This is a genomic window from Saccharopolyspora rosea (assembly GCF_025643595.1).
Taxonomy (GTDB): domain Bacteria; phylum Actinomycetota; class Actinomycetes; order Mycobacteriales; family Pseudonocardiaceae; genus Saccharopolyspora; species Saccharopolyspora rosea.
The window spans coordinates 1,039,413-1,064,625 of record NZ_CP102826.1; the positions used below are offsets into that span (position 1 = coordinate 1,039,413).

General features: G+C 72.4%; 20 protein-coding genes. 17 read left to right on the plus strand and 3 right to left on the minus strand.

The window, feature by feature from the left end:
* The first annotated feature begins 8 nt into the window (after window positions 1-8).
* Window positions 9-722, plus strand: a complete 714-nt coding sequence (tenA, locus tag NV263_RS05140) for a thiaminase II (RefSeq protein ID WP_263251403.1) — start codon at window positions 9-11, stop codon at window positions 720-722.
* A gap of 184 nt (window positions 723-906) precedes the next feature.
* The gene (locus NV263_RS05145) at window positions 907-1,041 is read left to right on the plus strand and encodes a hypothetical protein (protein ID WP_263251404.1); all 135 of its coding nucleotides are present in this window, start codon (window positions 907-909) and stop codon (window positions 1,039-1,041) included.
* On the opposite strand, the gene NV263_RS05150 is transcribed toward NV263_RS05145, so the two are convergent.
* From NV263_RS05150 to NV263_RS05160, 3 genes are all read right to left on the minus strand, one after another.
* Entirely contained in the window at window positions 1,029-2,162 is a 1,134-nt protein-coding gene (locus tag NV263_RS05150) for a polysaccharide pyruvyl transferase family protein (protein ID WP_263251405.1), read from the minus strand. The two genes, NV263_RS05145 and NV263_RS05150, sit on opposite strands and share 13 nt — an antisense overlap.
* A 105-nt stretch (window positions 2,163-2,267) precedes the next feature.
* Window positions 2,268-2,675, minus strand: coding sequence for a hypothetical protein (locus NV263_RS05155; RefSeq protein ID WP_263251406.1), 408 nt, complete (start codon window positions 2,673-2,675; stop codon window positions 2,268-2,270).
* A gap of 15 nt (window positions 2,676-2,690) precedes the next feature.
* Window positions 2,691-3,596, minus strand: a complete 906-nt coding sequence (locus NV263_RS05160; protein ID WP_263251407.1) for a coiled-coil domain-containing protein — start codon at window positions 3,594-3,596, stop codon at window positions 2,691-2,693.
* A gap of 260 nt (window positions 3,597-3,856) precedes the next feature.
* Between NV263_RS05160 and NV263_RS05165 the strand changes: the two genes are divergently transcribed.
* From NV263_RS05165 to NV263_RS05235, 15 genes are all read left to right on the plus strand, one after another.
* Window positions 3,857-5,170 (plus strand): GNAT family N-acetyltransferase, encoded by a 1,314-nt coding sequence (locus tag NV263_RS05165; protein WP_263251408.1) that lies wholly within the window; start codon window positions 3,857-3,859, stop codon window positions 5,168-5,170.
* 94 nt (window positions 5,171-5,264) lie between these two features.
* Entirely contained in the window at window positions 5,265-12,272 is a 7,008-nt protein-coding gene (locus tag NV263_RS05170) for an amino acid adenylation domain-containing protein (RefSeq protein ID WP_263251409.1), read from the plus strand.
* A 60-nt stretch (window positions 12,273-12,332) separates the two neighbouring features.
* Window positions 12,333-12,536, plus strand: a complete 204-nt coding sequence (locus tag NV263_RS05175; protein ID WP_263251410.1) for an MbtH family protein — start codon at window positions 12,333-12,335, stop codon at window positions 12,534-12,536.
* Window positions 12,537-12,541: 5 nt separating this feature from the next.
* Window positions 12,542-13,978, plus strand: a complete 1,437-nt coding sequence (locus tag NV263_RS05180) for an MDR family MFS transporter (protein ID WP_263251411.1) — start codon at window positions 12,542-12,544, stop codon at window positions 13,976-13,978.
* A 93-nt stretch (window positions 13,979-14,071) separates the two neighbouring features.
* Window positions 14,072-14,899, plus strand: a complete 828-nt coding sequence (locus tag NV263_RS05185; RefSeq protein ID WP_263251412.1) for a siderophore-interacting protein — start codon at window positions 14,072-14,074, stop codon at window positions 14,897-14,899.
* Window positions 14,900-14,997: 98 nt separating this feature from the next.
* Complete coding sequence (locus tag NV263_RS05190; protein WP_263251413.1) at window positions 14,998-16,320, plus strand: lysine N(6)-hydroxylase/L-ornithine N(5)-oxygenase family protein; 1,323 nt, start codon at window positions 14,998-15,000, stop codon at window positions 16,318-16,320.
* A 120-nt stretch (window positions 16,321-16,440) separates the two neighbouring features.
* Window positions 16,441-17,523 carry an LLM class flavin-dependent oxidoreductase gene (locus NV263_RS05195; RefSeq protein ID WP_263251414.1) on the plus strand — a complete coding sequence of 361 codons (1,083 nt, stop codon included), beginning with the start codon at window positions 16,441-16,443 and terminating at the stop codon, window positions 17,521-17,523.
* A 153-nt stretch (window positions 17,524-17,676) separates the two neighbouring features.
* Entirely contained in the window at window positions 17,677-18,048 is a 372-nt protein-coding gene (locus NV263_RS05200) for a DUF3817 domain-containing protein (protein ID WP_263251415.1), read from the plus strand.
* The gene (locus tag NV263_RS05205; RefSeq protein ID WP_263251416.1) at window positions 18,045-18,995 is read left to right on the plus strand and encodes a heme o synthase; all 951 of its coding nucleotides are present in this window, start codon (window positions 18,045-18,047) and stop codon (window positions 18,993-18,995) included. Before NV263_RS05200 ends, NV263_RS05205 begins: the two co-directional genes overlap by 4 nt.
* Before the next feature lie 150 nt (window positions 18,996-19,145).
* Window positions 19,146-19,670: a snapalysin family zinc-dependent metalloprotease gene (locus NV263_RS05210; protein ID WP_263251417.1), complete on the plus strand. Its 525-nt coding sequence runs from the start codon at window positions 19,146-19,148 to the stop codon at window positions 19,668-19,670.
* 184 nt (window positions 19,671-19,854) lie between these two features.
* A complete protein-coding gene (locus NV263_RS05215; protein ID WP_263251418.1) occupies window positions 19,855-22,200 on the plus strand; it encodes a GTPase-associated protein 1-related protein in 2,346 nt (781 codons plus the stop codon).
* 341 nt (window positions 22,201-22,541) lie between these two features.
* A complete protein-coding gene (locus NV263_RS05220; RefSeq protein ID WP_263251419.1) occupies window positions 22,542-23,150 on the plus strand; it encodes an Rv1733c family protein in 609 nt (202 codons plus the stop codon).
* Between the two features lie 737 nt (window positions 23,151-23,887).
* Complete coding sequence (locus tag NV263_RS05225) at window positions 23,888-24,073, plus strand: hypothetical protein (RefSeq protein WP_263251420.1); 186 nt, start codon at window positions 23,888-23,890, stop codon at window positions 24,071-24,073.
* Between the two features lie 63 nt (window positions 24,074-24,136).
* Window positions 24,137-24,892: a dienelactone hydrolase family protein gene (locus NV263_RS05230; RefSeq protein WP_263251421.1), complete on the plus strand. Its 756-nt coding sequence runs from the start codon at window positions 24,137-24,139 to the stop codon at window positions 24,890-24,892.
* A 22-nt stretch (window positions 24,893-24,914) separates the two neighbouring features.
* Complete coding sequence (locus tag NV263_RS05235; protein ID WP_263251422.1) at window positions 24,915-25,178, plus strand: DUF6295 family protein; 264 nt, start codon at window positions 24,915-24,917, stop codon at window positions 25,176-25,178.
* Window positions 25,179-25,213: the final 35 nt, after the last annotated feature.

The following is a 25,213-nucleotide window of genomic DNA, read 5'->3' on the forward strand; positions in this document are numbered from 1 at the left end:
GGACTTCGATGAGCAGGCTTCCCGACCCGCCGGCCGACGGCTTCTGCGCGAAGGCGTGGGCGCACACCGCTGATCTGCAGCAGGCGATCTGCGACCACCCGTTCAACGCGGCGCTCACCGACGGCACGCTGGACCGCGAGCGCTTCGCCTTCTACATCGTGCAGGACGCCCGCTACCTGGTCGGGTTCGCGCAGGCGCTGGCCGCGGCGTCGACCCGCGCCGACAACGCCGAGGACGCCGCGTTCCTGGCCGGTGCGGCCCAGGGCGCGCTGGTGGAGGAGCGGCGGCTGCACGCGGGTTACGTCGAGGAGTTCGGCCTGTCCGAGCAGGACATCGCCGGGATCGACACCTCGCCGTCGTGCCTGGCCTACACCTCCTACCTCCGCGCGAGCGCGCTGAACGAGCCCTACCCGGTGCTCCTCGCCGCGCTGCTGCCGTGCTTCTGGGTGTACCAGCACGTCGGCAGCACGATCCTGGAGGCCACCGGCGGGGCCGAGGACCACCCGTACCGGGCGTGGATCCGCACCTACGCCGACGACGAGTTCGCCGAGGCGGTCCTGGCCGCCCGCGAACTCACCGACCGGGCCGCCCGCGAGGCCGACGAGCCGATGCGGCAGCGCATGCTCGCCGCCTTCACCCGGGCCACCGAGTACGAGTGGTTGTTCTGGAACAGCGCGTGGGTCACCGAGCAGTGGCCGACGGCCCGCTGGCTGTCCAACTGAGGTTGAAAACCGTTGCGCGGGGCGGGAAAACCCGCCCCGCGCGGTGGTGTTCGGGATGTGATCCGGGACATGATCCGCCGCGGGTAACGATCGATCGGCCACAGCGATGACCTGATCGGCACGCCCGCTCCCAGGGCGGCCGGGTCTGTGGGGTTCTCCCACCGTAGAGCGGGGTTTCGGCGCTGTGAGCAGTTCGCTTCTGATCATCTTCCTGGGCATGCTGGTGCCCGTCCTGGCGGCCACCCCGTTCTACCTCGCGGAACGACGCGCCGAGCGCCGCGGCGAGGTCGAACCGGACGAGGAACGTCAGTCGCCGTAGATCGACCAGGCGAGCTTGGCCTTGTCCTCCTGCGCCTGCCGCAACGTCTCGGGGTCGAACCCGCCGCTGGTGGGCGCGGCCGGGACGCGCAGCCCCTCGCTGATCGCCCAGCCCGAGCCGCGCTCGACCAGCGACCGGTGCTTGTTGGTGTAGTAGCCGGAGTTGATCGAGACCGCCACGCCGTGCGCACCGTTGGCCGCGGCCATCAGGTGCATGTGGAAGCGGGTGGACAGCCACCGCTGCCCGGCCGCGGCCGGCAGTCCGGAGTCGATGATCTCCGAGAACGGGTAGAACCGGGCGCCCGGCAGGTCGTGCTCGACGAGCGCGAAGACCTCCCGGTCGACGCGCGGGATGCCCTCCACGACACCGACCTGCTCGGGGTGCACGTCCCACTCGCGCAGCGTGTCGAGCAGGAAACCGGCCAGCGCGGGAACCGTGACGTCGAGCAGGTCGGACTGCAGGCAGATCATCACTTCCCGCAGGTCGTCGGTCCGGTACAGGTCCGGTTCGATGCCGAAGAACATGTCGTCGCCGGTCATCGACACCTGCCCGGCGCCCCCGGCCAACTCCGCCGACGGTTCGTCGCGCACGTCGACGACCGAGAACTGCGAGGCGAGGTTGCGCAGCAGCGGCTGCGCCTCGTCCGCGACGGGCCACAGCCCCTGCCCGGTCATCACGGCGCGCCCGCCGGAGCGGCGCGTCGCGGCGACGGCGGCGGCCAGCAGTCCCACGTGCCGCGGCCAGATCCCGTTGATGAACCCGCCGCCGATCACGTGCACCAGGTCGGCGCGCGCCGCGAGTTCGATCCCGGCCACCCAGCGGGGCGCGAGCCCGGGGTTGTTGACGGCGTGCTGGACGAACGAGGCGACTTCCCACGCGCCATCCGCCGGGGCTTCCCAGCACAACCGCCAGAACGTGTCGGTGAACCGGACGCGCGGGTGCAGGTGGCCGAGCAGGACCTCGCTGGGACCCGGGTTGGGGCAATCCACCCAGACCTCGCTGTCGGGGGCGGTCCGGGCGAGGTGCTTGAGCCAGGTGGCGGCGATGAGTTCGTCGCCGTAGTTGGGATGCCCGGTGGTGGCCACCAGGTAGAGAGTCGGGGGTGTGCGATTTTCGGTCACGCGGGGCTCCAGAGGTCGGGGTCCTCGTGCCCCGCGAACCTAGCAAGTGGCGCGCGGAACCGGGCAGCGCCGCGTGAGCGCAGCCGTTGATATCAACGACGAGTACTAGTTGATGCTCTTGAGCTCGTCGCGCAGCCGGGCCAACCGCTGCCGGGACCGGTTGAACCGCGCCTCGAACTGCCGCTCGAACAGGTCGGTGGGCAGTTCCGGCATGTCCACCCGCGCGGGCATCTGCGGCGCGGGCACCGGCGCTCCGGCGCGGGGCGGTTCGGCGGCCGGCCCCGCGGCCTGGGGAGCCGCCTGCGCAGGCAGTTCGCCGGCGGTCTGCGCGGGGCACTCCGCCGGGGCGGACGCGACGCTGCGGTCGGCGCGCAGCGCGTGCTTGCCGCGCGGGGCGGCGGATTCGGTGAGCCCGGCCTCGGCGAGCCGGCGGTGCGCGCGGTGCAGCAGCGGCCAGAAGACGAGGGTGGCCATCGCGAAGCCCGCGACGAACGTCATGATGATCAGGTCCACGGTCGTGCTCCGAAATCAGTTCTGCCGGGCGTGGTCACCGTCGGGGTGCGAGCCGTTGCCCTGCTGCCCGTCGACGAGCACCGGGACGGTCCGCGACTCGTCGCGCTGCTCGGGCACCTGGTGTTCGGCTTCGCCGTCGTCCGACGGGAGTCGGGGAGCGCGCAGCGTCGACGCGGACTCGTCGAGCATCCGCCGCGCCGATTCCATCGCGGAGAGCACCGAGCCGCGCAGTTCTTCGAGCTCCGCCTTCTTGCGGTTGATCTCCTCCACCGCCTGCAGCCGCATCCGCTCGCTCTCGGCGTCCCACTGCTCGCACTGGCGCCGGGTCTGGGTCATGAGCTCGTCGGCCTCTTCCTGGGCCGCCGCCATCGTCCTCTTGTACTCGTCGCGGATCGCCTGGCGCATCTTGCGCTCGCGGGTGCGCAGCTCGCCGAGCTGCTGCTCGTGCTCGCGGCGCAGCTCGTCGCGGCGGCGTTCCACGTCGGCGACGAGTTCCCCGCACTCGGTGCGCAGCTCGGCCGCGGTGCGCTCGGCCTCGCCGATCAGTTCGCGCGCCTCGGTCTCGGCGGTGCCGCGGATGATCTCGGCCTGCCGCTTGGCCTGGTCGCGCAGGGTCTGGACTTCCTCCTCGGCGATGTTGAGCATGTTCTGCACCCGCTGGGAGGCGGCGGGCAGGCCGGTGTCGGAGGACTCGATGGCCTTGAGGCGCTGCTCGGCCTGGTCGAGCGCGCGGCGCGTGTCGTCGCAGAGCTTGCGCAGGTCGGAGTTGAGCTGGACCGCCTCGTTGCGATCGATGGTGACCAACCGCAACTGGTCTTCCAGCAGCTCGACGTGCTCGGCGACCTGGTTGCGGTTGTAGCCTCGCATCTGGATGTCGAATCCCGGCCGGAGCGGGACGACGGCGTCGGCGGCGTCTTCCATGGGGGCACTCCTCTCCGGGCGGCGAGGGTTGATCCGGTACGTCGGAGAGTAGGCGGGTCCGGGAAAGCTCGCCCAGCGAGAGAGGTTGACCACCACCTGATCAGGTAGGGCCCACTCGAATTCGTCGATCGTGATCGCAGTGCGCTGATGCTGACACGGCGTCGTCCACAGTGCACTGATCGGGGCTCGGTGGTGTGAGTCGTGGTCACTCGGTCGATGGTTAGGTTAGGCTCGGCTCACGATTCACGAAGGGAGTGCGCGTGACGACGGACGCCGATCTCGCCGGACAGGCCCACCAGCGCTCCGCCGCGCTGCTGCGCAGGTGGTTGGCGGAGACCCACACCCCGGTCGCCGAGGGGCCGTTGCGGCTGTCGATCGGACCGCTGCGGCTGCGGACCGAGGTCGTCTACGACTCGCCGACCGGCGCGCACGGGTTCGGCCCGATCCACGTCGTGGACGGTGCGGACGCGGTGGTGGCGGTGGCCGAGCCCGGGGTGCTGGCCGCTGCCTGCGCCGCCGAAGCGCGGGCGCGGGCGTTGCCGGACGCGCCGGTCAACGAGCCCGGAGCCCGCTCGGTGGTCGACTGGCTGGTGACCGCCCTCGCCAGGCGGGAGGTGGACCCGCTGCCGCTGGCGGAGGACCTGGTCGCGGTCGGGCGGTCGGTGACCGACGCCGCGGAGGCGCGGCGCTGGTTGTCCGCGCACGTGGAAGGCCGGTTGCTGCCGGGGCTGGTGGGCGCGGACGGGTCGAGGTGCGCCACGTTGCTGACCCGGGGTGCGCTGGCGGTGATCGGCCTGTTCGGCAGGCGCGGCGTCGTGCACGAGGCGGACCTGATCGCCGCGCTGGCCGCGGAGCTGCGGGCGCTCGCCGAGACGCACCCGGACACCGAGCCGGTGGTGCGGCACTGGTTGACCAGCCCGACGTTGACCGATCTGGCCGTGCTCAACGGATCCGGGCTGCGGTACCGCGAGGAGGCGGGGCGGGTGCGTCCGGAACCCGTGCCGTTCGAGGTGCCCAACCCGTTGCGCCCGCCTGCCCCGGACGTGCCCGGTGTGCCGCTGCCGGAGCTGGGGGAGGGCTGGTCGCTGCGGCCGGTGGGGCTGGACGGGGACGTCGAGCTGGTGCACCGCTGGATGAACCGCGAGCACGTCGCGGTCAACTGGCACCAGGACTGGCCGCTGGACCGCTGGCGGGACGAGCTGACGGCGCAGCTCGACGGGCGGCACTCGTTGCCGTGCGTGGTCTCCCGGGACGGACGCGACGTCGCGTACCTGGAGCTCTACCGCGTCGTGCGGGACAAGCTGGCCCGCTGCTACGTCCACGACCCGCACGACCTCGGGGTGCACATCGCGATCGGCGAGCCGGACGCGATCGGGCGCGGGGTCGGATCGTCGCTGCTGCGCGCCGCCGCGCTGGGGCTGCTCGCCGCGGACCCGGCGTGCCGCCGGGTGGTCGCCGAGCCGAACGTCCACAATGGAGCGTCGGTGCGGGCCTTCGGCAAGGCCGGTTTCGAGCGGTCCCGCGAGGTGGGACTGGCGAACAAGAACTCCGCGCTCATGGTGTTCGCTCGCTGACGCGGACCGGGGTGAGGAGTCCCACGCGGCCTGTTCCGGCGATCGGCCATCAAGTAAGGTAAGCCTTACTTGAGTCTGGATCTTGGGGAGAGCGATGCCCGCTGAGCTGTCGGGGCCGGGACCGTTGACGGCCGGCCAGTCCGGGATCTGGTACGCGCAGCAGCTCGACGCCGCGAATCCGATCTTCAACACCGCCGAGTACGTCGAGATCGACGGTCCGCTGGACCCGGAGCGGTTCGCCGCCGCGCTGCGCGCGGTGGTCGGGGAGGCCGAGTCGCTGCGGCTGCGGGTCGTCGCGGGTGAGGACGGTCCGAGGCAGGTCGTCGACCCGGTCGGCGAGGTCGAGGTGCCGGTGGTGGACTGCTCCGACGCCCCCGACCCGCGGCAGCGGGCGCTTGAGCGGATGCGCGCCGACCTCGACGAACCGGTGGACCCCGCGGCCGGGCGGTTGTGGACCGCCGCGCTGTTCCGCCTCGGCGAGCGGCGCTGGTGGTGGTACCAGCGGATCCACCACGTGGCCATCGACGGGTACGGGTTCTCGATCGTGCTGCGCCGCGTCGCCGAGGTCTACAGCGCGCTGGTGGCCGGTCGGGACCCCGGCCCGTCGCCGTTCGGGGCGCTGGATTCGCTGGTGGCCGCGGAGCGGGAGTACCGGGAGTCGGAGAAGTTCCAGCGCGACGCCGAGTTCTGGCGCGACCACCTCGCGGACCGGCCCGAGGTCGTCACGCTCGCCGGGCGCACCGCGCGCAGTGCGCACACCTTCCACCGGCAGGCCGAGGTGCTGCCCGGCGGCACCGAGGCGCTGGGCGAGGCGGCCGCGCACAGCCGGACCATCTGGACCGATGCGCTGATCGCCGCCGTCGCCGCCTACGTGCACCGGATGACAGGCGCCGAGGACGTGGTGCTCGGGCTGCCGGTGATGGGGCGACTGGGATCGGCGTCGCTGCGGGTGCCGGGGATGGTGGTCAACGTGCTGCCGCTGCGGCTGCGCGTCGCCCCGGGCACCACGCGCGCCGAACTCGTCGCGCAGGTCGCCAAGGCCGTGCGCGAGCTGCGCAAGCACCAGAACTACCGGGGCGAGGACCTGCGGCGGGACCTGAAGTTGCTGGGCGCGGACCGCCCGCTGTTCGGTCCGATGGTCAACATCAAGTCCTTCGACTACGACCTGGCTTTCGGCGACAGCCCGGCGACCGTGCACAACCTCGCCGCCGGCCCCGTCGACGACCTGACCGTCGCGGTCTACGGCAGCGGGGCGGACCTGCGGCTGGAGTTCGACGCCAACCCGGACCTCTACTCCGCCGACGACCTGGCCGCGCACCGCGAGCGGTTCGCGCGGTTCCTGCGCGCGTTCGCGGCCGAGGACGGTCCGGTCGAGCGCATCGACCTGCTCGCGCCCGAGGAGCGCGAGCGGATCCTCGTCGAGTGGAACGCACCACTGCCCGGCAACCGGCCCGCGCCCGAGGCGACGCTGCCGCAGCTGTTCGAGGAGCAGGCCGCCCGCACCCCCGACGCCATCGCGGTGACCTGCGGCGACCAGCAGCTGCGCTACGACGAGCTGAACGAGCGGGCGAACCGGCTCGCGCACCACCTCATCGACCACGGCATCGGTCCCGAGCAGCTCGTGGCGCTGTCGCTGCCGCGCTCGGCGGAACTGGTCGTGGCGCTGCTGGCGGTGCTGAAGTCGGGCGCGGCGTACCTGCCGCTGGACCCCGGGCACCCCGCGGAGCGGATCGCCCACGTGGTCGCCGATTCGCGCCCGTCGCTGGCGATCAGCGACACCGACCACAGTGGACACCTGCCGGACGGCATCCACCGGGTGCTGCTGGACGATCCGAACGAGGCCGCCGCGATCTCCCGGCATTCGCCGCGCGACCCGAAACCCGGCGAGCGCGGGCCGCTCACGCCGGACCACGCCGCGTACGTGATCTACACGTCCGGTTCGACCGGCCGCCCCAAGGGCGTGGCGATCCCGCACCAGAACGTGGTGCGGTTGTTCACCGCCACCGAGCCGTGGTTCTCCTTCGGCCCGGACGACGTGTGGACGCTGTTCCACTCCTACGCCTTCGACTTCTCGGTGTGGGAGTTGTGGGGCGCGCTGCTGCACGGCGGGCGGCTGGTGGTCGTGCCGCACGAGATCAGCCGGTCGCCCCGGGAATTCCTGGACCTGCTGGTCCGGGAGCGGGTCACCGTGCTCAACCAGACGCCCTCGGCGTTCTACCAGCTCATCCAGGCCGACCGGGAGGCGCCGGGCGCCGGGTTGGCGCTGCGCTGGGTCGTCTTCGGCGGCGAGGCGCTCGAACTGTCCAGGTTGGACGACTGGTACGCGCGGCACCCGGAGTCGCCGACGCTGGTCAACATGTACGGGATCACCGAGACCACGGTCCACGTGACCCACATCGAGCTGGACCGCGAGGTGGTCGCCCGCCGGGACGGCAGCGTCATCGGCCGCGGTATCCCCGACCTGCGGGTGTACGTGCTCGACCGGTCGTTGCAACCGGTCCCGCCGGGTGTGGTCGGTGAGCTGTACGTCGGCGGCGAGGGCCTGGCCCGCGGTTACCTCGGGCGGCGCGGCCTGACCGCGCAGCGGTTCGTCGCCGACCCCTACGGCCCGGCGGGCTCGCGGATGTACCGCTCCGGCGACCTGGCCCGCTGGCGCCCGGACGGGACGCTGGAGTTCATCGGACGCGCCGACCACCAGGTCAAGGTGCGCGGGTTCCGCATCGAACTCGGCGAGATCGAGGCGAACCTGGCCGCGCACCCGGACGTCCGGCAGGCGGCCGTGGTCGTCCGGGAGGACCGGCCGGGCGACCGGCGACTGGTCGGCTACGCCGTCGGCGATGTCGACCCGACCGCGCTGCGGGAGCACCTCGCGGCGCGGCTGCCCGGTTACATGGTGCCGTCGGCGTTCGTCCCGGTGGACTCGATCCCGTTGACCGCCAACGGGAAACTCGACACCGCCGCGCTGCCCGCCCCCGACTTCGGGGCGGCGGCGGGCGGTCGGGGACCGCGCGACGACGTCGAGGCGGTGCTGTGCCGGTTGTTCGCCGAGGTGCTCGGCGTCCCGGAGGTCGGCATCGACGACGGCTTCTTCGACCTCGGCGGGCACTCGCTGCTCGCCACGCGCCTGCTGTCCCGGGTGCGCGCCGAACTCGGCGCCGAACCGACCATCCGCACCCTCTTCGACCACCCCACGGTCGCCGGACTGGCCGAGCGGCTCGGCGCCGGTGCGCGCCGCCCCGCGCTGCGACCGGCCGAACGCCCCGACCGGCTCCCGCTCTCCTTCGCGCAGCAGCGGTTGTGGTTCCTGCACCGACTGGAAGGGCCGAGCGCGACCTACAACCTCCCGCTGGTGCTGCGGATGTCCGGCAGCCCGGACGTGCCCGCGCTGCGCGCGGCGGTGGCGGACGTGGTCGGCAGGCACGAGGCGCTGCGCACGGTTTTCCCCGACTCGCTCGGGGAACCGCGGCAGGAGGTGCTGGACGCCGGACCGGAGCTGGTCGTCCGCCAGGTGTCCGATGTGGACTCCGAGGTGGCCGCGGCGGCGCGGCACGGCTTCGACCTCGCGCAGGAACCGCCGCTGCGGGCGGTGCTGTTCGAGGCCGGCGGCGAGCACGTCCTGCTGCTCCTGCTGCACCACATCGCCGGTGACGAGTGGTCGCTGCGCCCGCTGGTGCGGGACCTGTCCACCGCCTACGCGGCTCGGTTGCGCGGCGCCGCGCCCGACTGGGCACCGCTGCCCGTGCAGTACGCGGACTACGCGCTGTGGCAACGGGAACTGCTCGCCTCGGGCCTGGCGGCCCGGCAGCTGGAGCACTGGCGCCGCGAGCTGGACGGGCTGCCGGACCAGCTCGAACTGCCCACCGACTTCCCGCGTCCGGCGGTGTCCGGGCACCGCGGTGCGTCGGTGCGCTTCGAGATCCCCGCCGAACTGCACGAACGGCTCCGCCGGGTGGCGGCCGAGCACCGGGCGAGCGTGTTCATGGTGCTGCAGGCCGGGCTGGCGGCACTGCTCACCCGGCTCGGCGCGGGCACCGACGTGCCCATCGGGACCCCGGTCGCCGGACGCGGCGACGACGCGCTCGACGACCTGGTCGGGTTCTTCGTCAACAGCCTCGTGCTGCGCACCGACACCTCCGGCGACCCGAGCTTCGCCGAGCTCGTGGAGCGGGTGCGGCGGACCGACCTGGCCGCCTACGACAACGCCGACCTGCCGTTCGAACGCCTCGCCGAGGAGCTGAACCCGGCGCGGTCGCTGTCCCGGCACCCGCTGTTCCAGGTGGTGCTGGCCTACTGGGGCGCCACCGAGTCGGTCCGCGCCGAGCTGCCCGGGCTGGAGACCACTGTGGACACCGCGGACGCCGGCGCGGCCAAGTTCGACCTCGCGGTCAGCCTCACCGAGCGCTCCGGCGGCGGTGCCGACGGGATCGTGCGCTACAGCACCGAGTTGTTCACCGGGCGGACCGCGGCGGAACTGGCCGAGCGGTTCGTGCGGCTGCTGGCGCACGCCGTCGCCGACCCGGGCGCACCCGTCGGACGGCTGGAGATCCTCGGCGCCGACGAGCGGCGGCAACTGCTCGGCTGGGGCGACGCGGTCGCCGACGCCGACTCCACCCCGGTCACCACGTTCCCCGCGCTGTTCGCCGAACGCGTCGCGCAGGACCCGGACAAGCCCGCGCTGGTGTTCGAGGACGTGCAGCTGTCCTACGCCGAACTCGACGAGCGGGTCACGCGGCTGGCGCGGGTGCTCGTCGAGCGCGGCGTCGGACCCGGCGACATCGTCGGGGTGATGCTGCCCAGGTCACCGGAGCTGATCGTCGGGCTGCTCGCGGTGATGGCCGCCGGGGCGGCGTACCTCGCGCTCGACCCGGACTACCCCGTCGAACGGCTGCGGTACATGGCCGACGACGCCCGGCCCCGGTACGTCGTCACCGACGGTTCGGGCGCCGATCTCGGCGTCCCACCGGTGAACTGCCACGAGAGTCCACAGGGGACACCGGCGCTGCCCGTCCCGGCGGCGGACGACCCGGCGTACGTCATCTACACCTCCGGCTCGACCGGCCGACCCAAGGGCGTCGTCGTGCCGCACCGGGGCATCGCCAAGCTGCTGGCCACCCAGCAGCAGCGGGTCGGCGTCACCGCCGACAGCCGGGTGTTGCAGTTCGCCTCGCCGAGCTTCGACGTGGCGTTCTGGGAGATGTGCATGGGCCTGCTCTCGGGCGGGACCCTCGTCGTGGTGCCCGCCGAGCGGCGGGTGCCCGGCGAGCCGCTGGCCGAGTACGCGCGGCAGCACCGCGTCACGCACCTGGCCATCGGGCCGTCGGTGCTGGGCATGTTCCCCGCCGACACCGAACTCCCGCCGGACGCGACGTTGCTGTGCGGGGCCGAGAAGGTGCCGTCCGACCTGGTGCGGCGCTGGGCGCGGGACCGGCGGATGCTCAACTGCTACGGCCCCACCGAGGCCACCGTGAACTCGACGCTGTGGGACTGCGATCCCGACGAGAGCGGCACCACCGTGCCCATCGGCGTGCCCGACCCCGGGGCCCGGGTGTACGTGCTGGACGCGGCGTTGCGACCGGTGCCGCCGGGTGTGGTCGGGGAGCTCTACGTCGCCGGGACCGGTCTGGCGCACGGTTACCTCCACCGGCCCGGGCTGACGGCGCAGCGCTTCGTCGCCGACCCGTTCGGGCCGCCCGGCTCGCGGATGTACCGCACCGGTGACCTCGTCCGCTGGCGCCGGGACGGCGCGCTGGACTTCGCCGGTCGCGCCGACGACCAGGTCAAGGTGCGCGGCTTCCGCATCGAGCTCGGCGAGGTCGAGGCCGCGCTGGCGCGGCGCGACGACGTCGACCAGGTCGCCGCCGTGGTCCGCGAGGACACCCCGGGGGACAAGCGGTTGGTCGCCTACGTCGTCGGCGGCCGGGCCGACGCCGCGGAACTGCGGCGGCACGCCGCGGAGTCGCTGCCGGACTACATGGTCCCGGCGGCGGTGGTGTTCGTCGACGCGCTGCCGCTGATGCCCAACGGCAAGCTCGACCGCAACGCGCTGCCCGCGCCGGACCTCGGCGAGGCCGTGGGCGACGACATGCCGCGCAACCCCACCGAGGAAGTGCTCTGCGGGCTGTTCGCGGAAGTGCTCGGGCTGCCCCGGGTCGGCGTGCACGACGTGTTCTTCGACCTCGGCGGGCACTCGCTGCTGGCCGCCAAGCTGATCGGCCGCGTCCGCGACGCGCTCGGCGCGCGGCTCAACGTCGGCAGCCTGTTCGCCGCGCCGACACCGGCCGGACTCGCCGAGCGGTTGCAGACCGGCGGGCGGGACGCGCTCGACATCCTGCTCCCGCTGCGCACCGACGGCACCGCCGAACCGCTGTTCTGCGTGCACCCGGCCGCCGGACTGGCGTGGCCGTTCTCCGGGCTGCTCAAGCACATCGACGCCGACCGGCCGATCTACGGCGTGCAGTCGCGCGGGCTCGCCGAACCCCGGCCGGTCGCGGCGACGCTGCACGAGATGGCCGCCGAGTACCTCGAACACGTCCGGGCGGTCCAGCCGCACGGGCCGTACCACTTCCTGGGCTGGTCGTTCGGCGGCGTCGTCGCGCACGAGATGAGCACCCAGCTGCAGGCCCAGGGGGAGCAGGTCCGGTTCCTGTGCATGCTCGACTCCTACCCGAAGGACGTGTGGGACGAACTGCCGAGCGAGGCCGAAGCGCTCAGGGCGCTGCTGTACATGGCCGGGTACGACATGACTCGATTGGGTGAACAGGACCCGACTCGGGAGGACGTCATGGCGATCCTGTCCGCGGAGGGCAGCGCACTGGCCAACCTGGAGGAGCACACCATCACGGCGATCATCGACAACTTCGCCAACTGCGCGGTGTTGGAGAACGAGGCCGAGCACGACAAGTTCCGCGGGGACGTGCTCTTCTTCACCGCTGCGGTCAACCCGGCCAAGGCGTCGCTGACCTCCGCGATGTGGCAGCCGTACGTGGACGGCGTGGTGGAGAACCACGACATCGCGTGCGAGCACAAAGACATGACCCGGCCCGGTCCGCTCGCCGAGATCGGCGCCCTGGTCGACGCTCGCCTCCGGGAGGCGTCGAGCTGACCGGCACGCGGTACCCGCCGGGGCGGTGGGTTGTCGCGCGAGAGCAGGAGAGGAGTGAGGATGAGCAACCCGTTCGAGGACCCCGCGGCGGAGTACCTGGCGCTGATCAACGAGCAGGACCAGTACTCGTTGTGGCCCGCGTCGATCGAGGTGCCCGCCGGGTGGTCGGTGGCGCACGGCCCCGCCGACCGCGAGGAGTGCCTGGCGCACATCGAGGCGAACTGGACGGACATGCGGCCGGCCCGCACCGTGACCGGTCGGTGAGTGCCGTGTCCCGCAGCGTCGCGGGGCGGGGACTGGATCCGCGCGTCGCGGTGTGCGTCGTCTACGTCGCCGCGATGTTCATGAACGGCATGGACGCCACGATCGTCAACGTGGCGCTGCCCGCCATCGGCGCGGAGTTCGCCGTCCACCCCAGCGCCACCTCGGCCATCAACGTCGGCTACCTGGTCAGCCTGGCGGTGTGCATCCCGGCGTCCGGCTGGCTGGGGGACCGGTTCGGCACCAAGCGGGTGTTCCTCGCCGCGTTCGGGACGTTCGTCGCCGCGTCCGCGTTGTGCGGGGCGGCGGCCGACCTGACCCAGCTCACCCTCGCCCGGGTGCTGCAGGGCGCCGGGGGCGGGGTGATGAGCCCGGTGGCGCTGACGATGCTGTTCCGCGCCTACCCGCCGGAGCGGCGGATGAAGCTGTCCAAGGTGCTGGTGCTGCCGACGGCCGTGGCGCCCGCGCTCGGACCGGTGCTCGGCGGGTTCTTCGTCGAGAACCTGACGTGGCGGTGGGGTTTCTACGTCAACGTGCCGGTCGGCCTGGCCGCGTTGGCGTTCGGGGCGCTGTGCCTGGCCGAGCACGTCGAAGCCCGCACCAAGCGCTTCGACGTGCTCGGGTTCGCGTTGGCCGCGCCCGGTCTCGGGCTGGTGATGTACGCGCTGGACGCGCTGCCGGAACTCGGCCCCGGGCAGGTGTGGGCCTTCGGCGCCGCCGGGCTGGTGCTGCTCGGCGTGCTGGTCGTGGCGCAGGTGCGCAGCGCGCAACCGATGCTGGACCTGCGCTTGTTCGGCGATCCGTCGTTCCGCCGCGCCAGCCTGGTGCTGTTCATGTGCGTGGCCGGGTTCCTCGGCACGCTCTACGGCTTCACGCTGATGTACCAGACGGCGCTGGGGGCCTCGGCCTGGGAGACCGGGCTGGTCACGCTGCCGAAGGCGGTGGGGTTGATGGTGGCCTCGCAGGTCGTCGGCGCGGCGCACCAGCGGCTCGGCCCGCGGTGGCTGCTCGCGCTGTCCATGGTCGGCGCCGCGTTCTCCTTCGCGTTGATGAACGCGGTCGGGCCCGGCGACGCCTGGCTGGCCGCGGGCGTGCAGTGGGCGTCGGGGTTCTTCGTCGGCATCGCTTCCACCGAACTCCAGGTGGTCGCGTTCGCGACGATCAGCTCCTCGGCCACCGGTGGGGCGTCCACGCTGTTCAACGTGCAGCGGCAGGTCGGTTCCGCGCTCGGCGTGGCGATCACCGCGAGCGTGCTCGCCACCGTCGGCGGTGGCAGCGGCCAAGCGTCCGATCTGGGGACCTACCACCTGGCGATGCTGGTGTCCGCCGGGTTCGCGCTCGTCGGAGCGCTCATCGCGCTGCGCGTGCGGGATTCCGACGCGCAGCGGTCGAGCCGCGTGCGCCGCGAGGAGGCGGTCCGCGAGGCGCAGGGCCAAGAGATCTGAGACACCGCGGGGAAGACAGCGCGGGGATCTATGGTTAGGCTAGCCTTAACTTCACGAGATCGTCCGGGAACGGCAGGAAGGAACGCATGGCCGATGAGTACCGCGGACCGACCCCGGCGCAACCGCCCTCCGGCACGTGACCTGCAGGTGCTGCGCACCACCGAGCTGAGCCCGTCGATGCGGCGGGTCACCCTCGGCGGCGAGCAGCTGGCGGGGTTCCGGGACGAGCACACCGGCCCGAACATCAAGGTCTTCGTGCCCCGCCAGGGCCAGCGCAAACCGGTTCTCCCGGTGCTCGACCACGACACCGGTCGCTACGTCTGGCCCGACCTGCACGAGCGGCCCACCATGCGGACCTACACCGTGCGGCGCTACGACGCCGAACGCGGCGAACTCGACGTGGACTTCGTGATGCACGGCGAGCACGGCGTCGCCTCCAGCTGGGCCCGCGACGCCCGCCCCGGCGACCACCTCGGCGTGATGGGACCCGGCGGCCGGACCCTGCGGGCCGCCGACTGGTACCTGCTGGTCGGCGACGAGACTGCGCTGCCCGCGATCTCCGCGATCGTCGAGGACCTGCCGCCCACCGCGCGCGGCCAGGTGTTCGTCGAGGTCACCGACGAGGCCGAGCAGCAGCACGTCGAGTGCCCGCCCGACCTGCGGTGGACCTGGTTGCACCGGCGGGACACCCCGGCGGGGCTGTCCCCCGGGCTCATCGAAGCCGTGCGCGACCTCGACATGCCGTCCGGCGCCGACATCTCCGCCTGGGTCGCCGGCGAATCCGGCGTGGTCCGCGGCATCCGCAGGCACCTGCGGCAGGACCGCGGGCTCGACGCGAGGTCCACGCTCGCCATCGGCTACTGGAAGCAGGGGATGGCGGAAACCGAGTACCACGACAAGTACAACCACGACCGCGACTGATCCGGTCGACGGTCCGCGCCGGGCGGGGCGTCCGCACCGGCCGCACCCGCGTGCCCGGGAGAGGCGGCGAACCCGGCACTGGCGACGAGGGGACACACGTGTCTGCGGCACCGACTGACGAACAAGACCCCGTCCACGACATCCTGGGAGTCGGCTTCGGCCCGTCCAACCTGGCCCTGGCCATCGCGATCGACGAGCACAACCGGTCGGTCGCCGAGCCGGAACGGCTCGACTGCGCGTTCTTCGAGGCCCAGCCGCGCTTCGGCTGGCACCGCGGGATGCTCATCGAGGGCACCACCATGCAGGTGTCGTTCCTCAAGGACCTGGTCACGATGCGCAACCCGGCCAGCGACTTCTCGTTCCTGTCCTACCTGCACGACCGGCGCCGGCTGGCCGACTTCATCAACCACAAGACGATGTTCCCGACCCGGGTCGAGTTCCACGACTACCTGGAGTGGGCCGCGGACCGGGTGGCGCACGTGGTGCGCTACGACTCCGAGGTCGTCGGCATCACCCCGGGCGCCGAGTGGTTCGAGGTCGAGGTGCGCTGCGGCGGCCGGACGAGGACCCACCGGGCGCGCAACGTCGTGCTGGCGCTCGGCCTTCAGGCCAGCGTTCCGGAGGGGGCCGAGCTCGGCGAGCGCGTGTGGCACAACCTCGACCTGCTGCACCGCGTCGACGCGCTGCGGGGCGGCGACCCGCGGCGGTTCGTCGTCGTCGGCGCCGGGCAGAGCGCCGCGGAGACCACCGACTACCTGCACCGGACCTTCCCGGCCGCCGAGGTCTGCGCGGTGTTCAGCCGGTACGGGCACACCCCGGCCGACGACAGCCCGTTCGCCAACCGGATCTTCGACCCGCAGGCGGTGGACGACTTCTACGCCGCGCCCGAGGACGTCAAGCAGCTGCTGCTGGACTACCACCGCAACACCAACTACTCGGTGGTCGACCTGGATCTCATCGAGGAGCTGTACGGGCGGGTCTACCAGGAGAAGGTGCTGGGCAGGCAGCGGTTGCGGATCCTCAACGCCAGCCGCGTGGGCGCGGTGGAGCCTCGGCCGGACGGCGTCCGCGTCGCGGTGGACTTCCTGCCGACCGGGCGGCGGACCGTGCTGGACGCCGACGTGCTCGTCTACGCCACCGGCTGCCGTCCCCGCGATCCGTTCCGGCTGCTCGGCGACACCGCCCGCTGCTGCGCCCGCGACGACCTCGGCCGGCTGCACGTCGAACGCGACTACCGCGTCCGCACGACCGACGACCTGCCCGGCGGTCTCTACCTGCAGGGCGGTACCGAGCACACGCACGGGATCACGTCCTCGCTGCTTTCCAACAGCGCGGTCCGCGCCGGGGAAATCCGCGACTCGATCCTCGCGCACCGAACCGCCGCGAGCCGGGAACGCGATTTCGCCACCAGCCTCGCGTGAGCGACGAGGCGTTTTCCGCGGCCCGCTCTTCCCGCGACGAATGGGCTGCCGGTGTAAGGGGCGGCACATCGCGGCGCCGGGTGGGAACAACCCGGGCCGCCGGGTGGTTGGAACCCCACGATGGACACTGAAGCGATCTCGGCGGACGGCGCCGACGGGCACGACGGCGACCCGATCCGGGGCGTCGCGCGGGGCGACTCGCCCGTGCCGCTGTCGGTGCTCGACCTCGCCCCCGTCGGCACCCCGCACTCACCCGGTGACGCGTTGCGCACGACCACCGAGCTGGCGCGCAGCGCGGAGCGGTGGGGCTTCCACCGGCTGTGGGTGGCCGAGCACCACGGCATGGCCGGGATCGCCAGCTCCTCGCCTGCGGTGGTCATCGCGCACCTCGCCGCGCACACCAGCACGCTGCGCCTCGGCTCCGGCGGCGTGATGCTGCCGAACCACGCCCCGCTGGTGGTCGCGGAGCAGTTCGGCACCTTGCAGGCGCTGCACCCCGGGCGGATCGACCTGGGGATCGGCCGGGCACCGGGAACCGACCAGGCCACGGCCCGCGCGCTGCGGCGCACCACCGGCCCGCTGTCGGCCGACGACTTCCCCCAGCAGCTCGGCGAGCTGATCGGGTTCCTGGGCGACGACTTCCCCGCCGACCACCCGTACGCGGCCATCGAGGCCGTGCCGCACGGGCCGACACCGCCGGTCTGGCTGCTCGGTTCCAGCGGCTTCAGCGCCCAGGTGGCGGGGGCGCTCGGCCTGCCGTTCGCCTTCGCGCACCACTTCAGCGCGCAGAACACGCTGCCCGCGCTGGAGCTGTACCGGGAGTCGTTCCGCCCGTCGGAGGTGCTCGACGAGCCGTACGCGCTGATCGGCGTGCAGACGATCGCCGCCGACACCGACGAGGAGGCGCTGGAGCTGGCCCGGCCCATCGCGCTGAGCATGCTCAAGCTGCGGCGCGGGATGCCGGGCAAGCAGCCCACCCCGGAGGAAGCGGCCGAGTACCCGTACACCGAGCTGGAGCTGGGCTTCGTCAACAGCTGGCTGGCCGACGCGGTGTACGGTTCGCCGGAAACCGTCCGCGCCGGGTTGGACGAGCTGCGCGAGCGCACCGGCGTCCAGGAGCTGATGCTCACCGCCAACGTGCCCGACCGGGACGCGAAGCTGCACTCCTACGAACTCGTCGCCAAGGCGTACCGGATGCTGTAGAAGCCGGGAACCGCCGGGCATTCCCGCCGAGGCGGGCGCGGCCGGGGTGGGCGGCGCCACTCTAGTGCGTGGTCAGCCGCAGGCCCACCGGACGGGTGGCGTACCGTCTGGTCACCGGTGTTCTAGGCACGAGGCGGGATTGAGGGATTTGTCGTGAAGCCTGGTGTGCTCAACTTCTACCGGATCATGGCGTACGTCACCGCGGTGCTGTTGATCCTGCTGTGCCTGGCGATGGTCTTCAAGTACGGCACGCCCGCCGGGTCCGCCGAACAGCTGGCCGGCAACACGTGGACGACCCGGATCGGCATCGCGCACGGCTGGCTGTACATGGTCTACCTGCTGGTGGCCCTGAAGCTCACCATGGCGCTGCGCGTGCCGCTCGGCAGGATGCTGCTGGTGCTGTTGGCCGGGACCATCCCGACCGGTGCGTTCTTCGCCGAGCGGAAGGTGACCCGGTGGTACCGGCTGCGGCAGGAGGGCAGGCCGATCGTCGAGCAGGCATCGGAGGAATCGCGGGCCTCATGACAGCAACCCCCGAGTCCGCGCTGCACGACGCGCACGAGGGCGCGCCGCAGCGCACCGGCGGCCGCAAGCGCGGTGTGCTGGCCGCATACCTGGCGCTGACCAAGCCGCGCGTCATCGAGCTGCTGCTGGTCACCACGATTCCGGCGATGTTCCTCGCCCAGCGCGGCATCCCGTCGCCGTGGCTGGTCGTCGTGACCCTGGTGGGCGGGGCGATGTCCGCGGGCAGCGCCAACACGCTCAACTGCGTCGCCGACTCCGACATCGACGCGGTGATGAAGCGGACCAGGAAGCGGCCGCTGGTCAACTACGAGGTGCCGCGCAGGCACGCCCTCGTCTTCGGCGTGCTGCTGGGCGCGGCCTCGTTCCTGGTGCTCTGGTTCGGCGCGAACCTGCTGGCCGCGGTGCTGGCGACCGCGGCGATCCTGTTCTACGTCTTCGTCTACACGCTGGTGCTCAAGCGCCGCACCTCGCAGAACATCGTCTGGGGCGGGGCCGCCGGGTGCATGCCGGTGGTGGTCGGCTGGGCCGCGGTCACCGGCAAGGTCGAGTGGCCCGCGCTGGTGATGTTCGCCGTGGTGTTCCTGTGGACGCCGCCGCACTTCTGGTCGCTGGCCATGAAGTACCGGGACGACTACGCCCGCGCCGGGGTGCCGATGCTGCCGGTCGTCGCCACCGCGCGGCAGGTCTCGGCGCGCATCCTGGTGTACAGCTGGGCGACCGTGGCCAGCACGCTGTTGCTGGTGCCCGCGACCAGCTGGATCTACTTCGCGTTCGCGGTGCTGGCCGGGGCGGTGTTCCTGGTCGTCGCGCAGCGGCTGCACTCGGCGGTGCGCCGGGGCCGCGCCTACAACCCGATGAAGCTGTTCCACCTGTCCAACTCGTACCTGGCGCTGGTGTTCGTGGCCGTGGCGGTCGACGCCGCGGTCGGGCTGCCCGTGCTGGGCTGATTCCGCCGGAAAAAGGGCCGGGCCGATGGCCCGGCCCTTTTCCTTTTCCGGTGAATACTGGGATGGCCGGAGTACGCCATTCCCTTTCTCCTCTCGCTGCCGGCCGGTAATTCCGGAATCACGACGATTCTCGACAGCGGGAGGAAGAACATGCGATTCGTGCTCGGCATCCTGACCGCGCTGGCGGTGCTGATAGGCGTTCCCGGAATCGCCTCGGCGGCGCCGCAGGACGTGCACGTCGTCACCTACGACGCCGGTCGGTCGGCGGAGTTCCGGCAGGCGGTGGACCAGGGCGCGCAGATCTGGAACGACAGCGTCAAGAACGTCCGGTTCGAACCGGCCAACGGCGGTTCGGCCGACGTCGTGGTGCTCGCCGACGACGGCTGGCCGCGCACCCAGCCGGACGACCTCGGGAAGGGCACCGTGTGGATGGGGCGCGAGGCCGTGAACGAGGGCCACGACGTCACCCGCATCGCCGCCCACGAACTCGGCCACATCCTCGGGCTCCCGGACCACCGCACCGGGGACTGCGCGGAGCTGATGTCGGGCGCCAGCGCCGGGCCGTCGTGCAAGAACCCCAAGCCGAACGCGCAGGAGATCGCCCAGGTGGAGCAGAACTTCGCCGGGGGAGCGCGCATCGTGCCCCGGCTGATCCGGGAGGAAGCGTCGCGCTGAGAGTCCGTCCTCGAACCTGCTCCCGGAAGGTTCCAAGGCAGGCACCGAGAGCGAGCAGGGCTCGGCGGCTTGCGTCCGAATGCGCGAAATCCCGCGGGGCGCTGTCGCGGCGGCGTTAGGCTGGAGATCAACTGGCGGCCCGGCCGCCGCCTCAGCCGCCCGGCGGGATCGAACGGAGTGGGACGTGAGCTTCCGGTCGCTGTTCTACACCGACTGCCGCGAGGGGCAGGGGCTTCTCGGGCGAGCGGGGCCGCAGTTCCAGGCCGTCTCACCGGGCACCACGCCGGAGATGATGGCCGTGGTCCAGCGCACCGCGCTCTACGAGCCGCCGACGGACGCGACGCCGACCGCCGACCACCCGCCGTCGCTGGTGCACGTGCACGACAGCTGCTACGTCACCGCCCGGGGCGTCCACCTCGACGGCGGGGACGGGGACCAGTTCACCCACGCGCTGGTCACGACCGACCCGCGGCACTACGGGGCGGTCCGCCCCGCGCAGCTGTGGGGCGCGTCGTGGTGGTCCGAACGGCCCGCGGACGGCACGGAGTGCGCGGCGGTGCCCGCCGAACCCGAAACCGGGCCGCTGCGCGCCGAGGCGCTGCGGGACTGGGTCCGCGACCGGCCGGACGGTGAATCCTGGCTGGTCGCGGTGCATTCGGCGGTGGAGCGGGTGACCGAGCCGGACGCGCCGCGGGTGGTGTTCGTCGGCGCGGACGCCGACGAGGTGGTGCGCTGGATCGCCGCCGCGACCCTGCTGCTGCCGCAGGACCGCGCGTTGCGGGTGGGTTTCCGCGTCTTCGCGAACAGCCCGGAGTACAGCCGTCACGAGGTGCTCGCGCTGCACCCGGACCGGGCCGGGCAGCTGGCCGACCCGGAGCAGGCGAGCGGTTTCGCGGTGTTCAACCTGGCCACCGGCCGGCGCACCGAGGTCGAGCCGCGCGCGTCCGCGCTGCACTGGGTCCCGCGGTTCCTGGCCGCGGAGCCGTCGGCCGTGGTCGAGGCGATCGAGCTGGCGCACCGGTTCGCCGGCGGCCAGCTGCCCGGCGAAGGGGACCGGTTGGCCGCGGGATCGCTGCTGCTGGACGAGGAGGTGACCGAGGACTCCGCGCTGCCGCTGGCGGACTGGATCGCCACCCGACCTCCTTCGTCCACTGTGGAGGAACGGGAGGCGGTGCTGGACGCCGTGCTGGCCGCCACCCCCGGTGTCCCGGCGCTGTCCAGGCTCGCCGAGGCGTCCGCCGGCGGGCGGGTCCGGCTGGCGCTGCTGCGCGCCGAGACCGAGGCGATCGTCCGGGGCGACCGGCACGAGGTGCGCGGGCCGCTGCCGGAGCCGACCTGGACGCCGGACGAGGCCGAGGAGGCCGTGGCGGTGGTCGAGGCCGCGGTCGGCGAGGTGCCGGCGGAGCGGATGGACGCGCTGCTGCGCACCGCCGCCCGGTTCGGCGTCGAGCCGCGACCGGACGCCGACGCCGAGCGGCGCTTCGCGTCCTGGTGGGTCGAGCACCCGGACGCACCGGCGGAACCGGAGTCCTGGCCGGGTCGCGACCGGTTGCTCGCGGCGTTGCGCGACGAGCTGGCCCGTCGGCTCGAAGGTCCGGCGGGACCGCACGTCCGCGAGGCGGTCCGGCGGCACTGGTGGCCGCTGCTCGTCCCGTTGCTCGCCGATCCGTTCGAGCTGGTCGACGCGCTCGTGGCGAGCGCGGCGGTGCAGGCCGGGGGAGAGCCGCGACGCGCGGCGATCGCCGCCTTCCGGGACCGGCTGCGCGCCGCGGAACGGGCGGGCTGCGGTGACGCCGCGTGGGACGCGCTGTTCGACCGGGCCCGGCCGGAGATGGCCGAGATCGCCGACTTCTTCGCCGCGATCCCCTCGACCGACGTCTCGGAATCCCTGGCGCAGAAGGCCATCGAAGCGCTTCCGCAGTCCACTGTGTCCGGTCAGTACCTCGACGTGCTGCGCAAGCTGGTGCACCACCTCGGCAAGCACGAGAGCGCCCGCGGGCTGTGGAAGGAGGACGGCGATCTGCGGTCGTGGCTGAGCGGGTTCCGGCGCGCTCCCGAGTCCGCGGTGGCGTCCGAGCTCGCCGGGATCTCCGAGCAGGTGCTCGACGCGCGGGCGCCGCAGGTGCTGTCCGCCCTGCTGGAGGCCGACCCCGGGGTCGCGGCCGCCGTGGTGGTCGACGGCGGCGAGACGTTGCAACAGATGCTCGCGCGGGTACTGCCCGAGTTGTGGGACGACGAGGAGCAACCCGAGCAGTGGCGCGACCGCGCGGTCGCGCTGGCCTTCGCCGCCGCGTGGTCCGACGGCTGTCCGGACGCGGTGCGGGCGACCTTCGACAAGGCGCTGGAGCGCTGGGCGCGCGGCCACCCCCAGCCCGACCACCGGCGGGTCAGCCGGGTGCTGCGCCGGGTCGACGCGGACCGCCGCGAGGCGTGGCACGACTGGTTGCGGGAACTGCCCCGCGAGAAGCCGAAAACGGAGCGTGTGCGCGGCGCGGCCCGGTGGCTGTTCGGCCGCCGGGACGACCGCTGAGTTCACCCTTCCGGCGCAACGGAGCGCTCCAACGGTTGTCCACTGTGGACACGGCGGGTGTTCGTCCGCTCACACCACCGGGTTGCATCCGGATCTTCTCCGGGGCTTGAAATGCCTGCTGACCTGCTGCGATTACGTGCCGTACGACTTGCGCCGATGTTTTACACCGATGGTGTATGGCTAGTCACGTTGCGATAACGATGGAATGGCAGCGGAGGATACTTAACACGGAGGTTAGGTGCACGCGCGCACGCAGCATCCGGCCTCGCACAGGGCTTTCCCTGCGAGCCGCGGCACCGGTTTTCGACGACGGGCACCCCCGGGCGAGCAGGAGGTCACGCATGATCGCGGCGCTGAAAGCGCACGCCGGATGGTTGGTCCACGCGTTGGGCCTGGCACGGAACCCGCTGCGCAGGCCGATCGACAGGGTCGCCGCCGCGATCTCGGTGCTGTTGCTGCTCGTGGCGCTGGCCGCGGTCCCCGCTGCCGCGGTCTTCGGCAAGACGCTGCACGAACGGCTCGCCGAGCGCGCCGCGGTCGCGGCCGCCACGTCCCACCCCGTCACCGCCGTGCTGCTCACCCCGCCCTCGCTGAGCACCCCGGCCTCGGAGGGCTACAACCAGGACAGCCTCACCTCGACCGCCTCCGTCCAGTGGCAGACCGGCAGCGGTCCCCGCACCGAGACGATGCAGGTCCCGGCGGGCAGCTCCCGCGGCGACACGCTCACGATCTGGGCCGACCAGCACGGGGACCGCGTGCCCCCGCCGCCCACCCAGAGCTCCGTCACCGCCTCGGCGATCTTCGCCGCGCTGCTCGTCCTGCTGATCGCCGAACTCGCCTGCTTCGGACTCATCGGAGGGACCCAGCACCTCGCCCGCCTGCTCGCCCTCCGCGGCTGGGAGCGGGAATGGGCTTTCCTGCAACGCGGTGGTACCTGGTCGCAACGCTGAGAGCCCGTCTTCGAACTCGTTTTCTTCGGACTCGTTTTGGGTGGCGGTGCCGGTGGCGGAACCTCAGAGCCTGTCTTCGAACTCGTTGTGCGTGGCGGTGCCGGTAGCGGAACCTCAGCGGCCGTCTCGACTCCGGGAGCCCCGACTCATGTATGCCCAAATACACAGCGTCGGGGCTGTCCTCGCGAGCCGACCGCTGAGAACCCGCGGCGGTGCCAGTGGCGAGACCACTCACCGAAAGAGAAAGCGGCTCACGCCGCTTACCACGACCCGTCGGAACCAAGTTCAAAGACAGGCACTCAGCGTCCCGCCCGTCACCCGACCACCACCCCCCACGGAGGCGCTGACGCGCCACAGTCACATCGACTGCGGAAGCCCCTCCTGATGTATGTCCGATACACGGCGTCGGGGCTGTCCTCGCGAGCCGACCGCTGAGAACCTGCGGCGGTGCAAGTGGCGAGACCGCTCACCGAAAGAGAAAGCGGCTACCGCCGCTTGCCACGCCTGTTCCGGGAGCAGGTTCAAAGAACGCCGCTCGCCGTGCCGTCCGCCGGGGACAGGCTCGGGGTCAGGTGCTGGGGCATCGCTGAAGGGGTCGCGAGCGCGCCGCTCGCGACCCCGTTTCGCGTTCTGCCGGGCGATTCGCCCGATGCGGCCGGATGATTCCGAACGCGGTGCACCCGGGTGCGAGGGGACAATCCCGGGGCAAGCCGTCCCTGGCGAGCCCGGAGGAACCCGTGACGCCGTACGCGCCGATCAGCACGACCCGAGTGATCGAGGCGATCGAGGCCGGTGGGCCGGAACGCCGCACCCGGCTCCGCGAGGTGTGGCCGGAGCTGGCCGACGCGCTCGCCGAGTTGTTGCGCGCCAACGCCCGCGAGGTTCCCGGGCAGTGGCGGGAGCGGCGGGGGCCGACGCGGTAGGTTGTTAGCGTGCCTAATCTGCTGGGCGCGTGAGATGGACCGACTTCGACGAGGGATGTCCTGATGCCCGCAATTCCCCACGACGCGATGCTGGCCGAAACCGTGCACATCACCGGGCACGGCGGCGACGAGATCGAGGCGTACACGGCCCGGCCGATGGGACCGGGACCGTTCGGCGGTGTGGTGGTCATCCACCACATGCCCGGTTACGACGCGGCGACCAAGGAGATCACCCGCACGTTCGCCACCCTCGGCTACAACGCGATCTGCCCGAACCTCTACTCCCGCGAGGCCCCGGGCGCCGACCCGGACGACGCGGCCGCCGCCGCCCGCGCGCAGGGCGGAGTCCCGGACGAGCGGCTGGTCGGCGACGTCGCCGGTGCGGCCCGCTACCTGCGCTCGTTGACCTCCGCCAACGGCAAGGTCGGCGTGATCGGCTACTGCTCCGGTGGCCGCCAGGCGGTCCTGGCCGGGTGCAACCTCGACATCGACGCCGCGGTCGACTGCTACGGCGCGTTCGTCGTCGGCACCCCGCCGGTGGGCTTCCCGCTCCAGGTCTCGCCGCTGACCGACCAGCTGCCCCGGCTGCGCTGCCCACTGCTCGGCCTGTTCGGCGAGGAGGACTCCTACCCGTCGCCGGAGCAGGTCGCCGAGCTGGAGGGCATCCTGCGCGACCACGGCAAGGACTTCGAGTCGAAGATGTACTCCGACGCCGGGCACGCGTTCTTCGCCGTCGACCGGCCGAGCTACCGCCCGGAGGCCGCGCTGGACGGCTGGGCGCGCATCCGCCGGTTCTTCGGCGAGCACCTGGCGTCCTGAACACCGAGCGAGGAGAACCGACATGTGCACGTACGCGACCGAGAAGATCGAGGTCACCGGTAGCGGCAAGGGTGCGGACGGCTGGTTCTCGGTGGACCGGGCGACGGTCTACTTCGACCACCCGGTCCACGCCCCGGCCGAGCACACCCTCAACATCGACTTCCTCAACCCGGAGAAGGGCCCGTCCGCGCGCGTGGCGGTGGAGCTGACCGCCGCCTCCGCCCGGGAACTGGTCCAGGCGATCGAGAAGGCGCTCGCCTCGGCCCCGCCCGAACTGCGGGAGTGACGTGGCCGGTGGCGCGGCGGGCGCCCGTCGCGCCA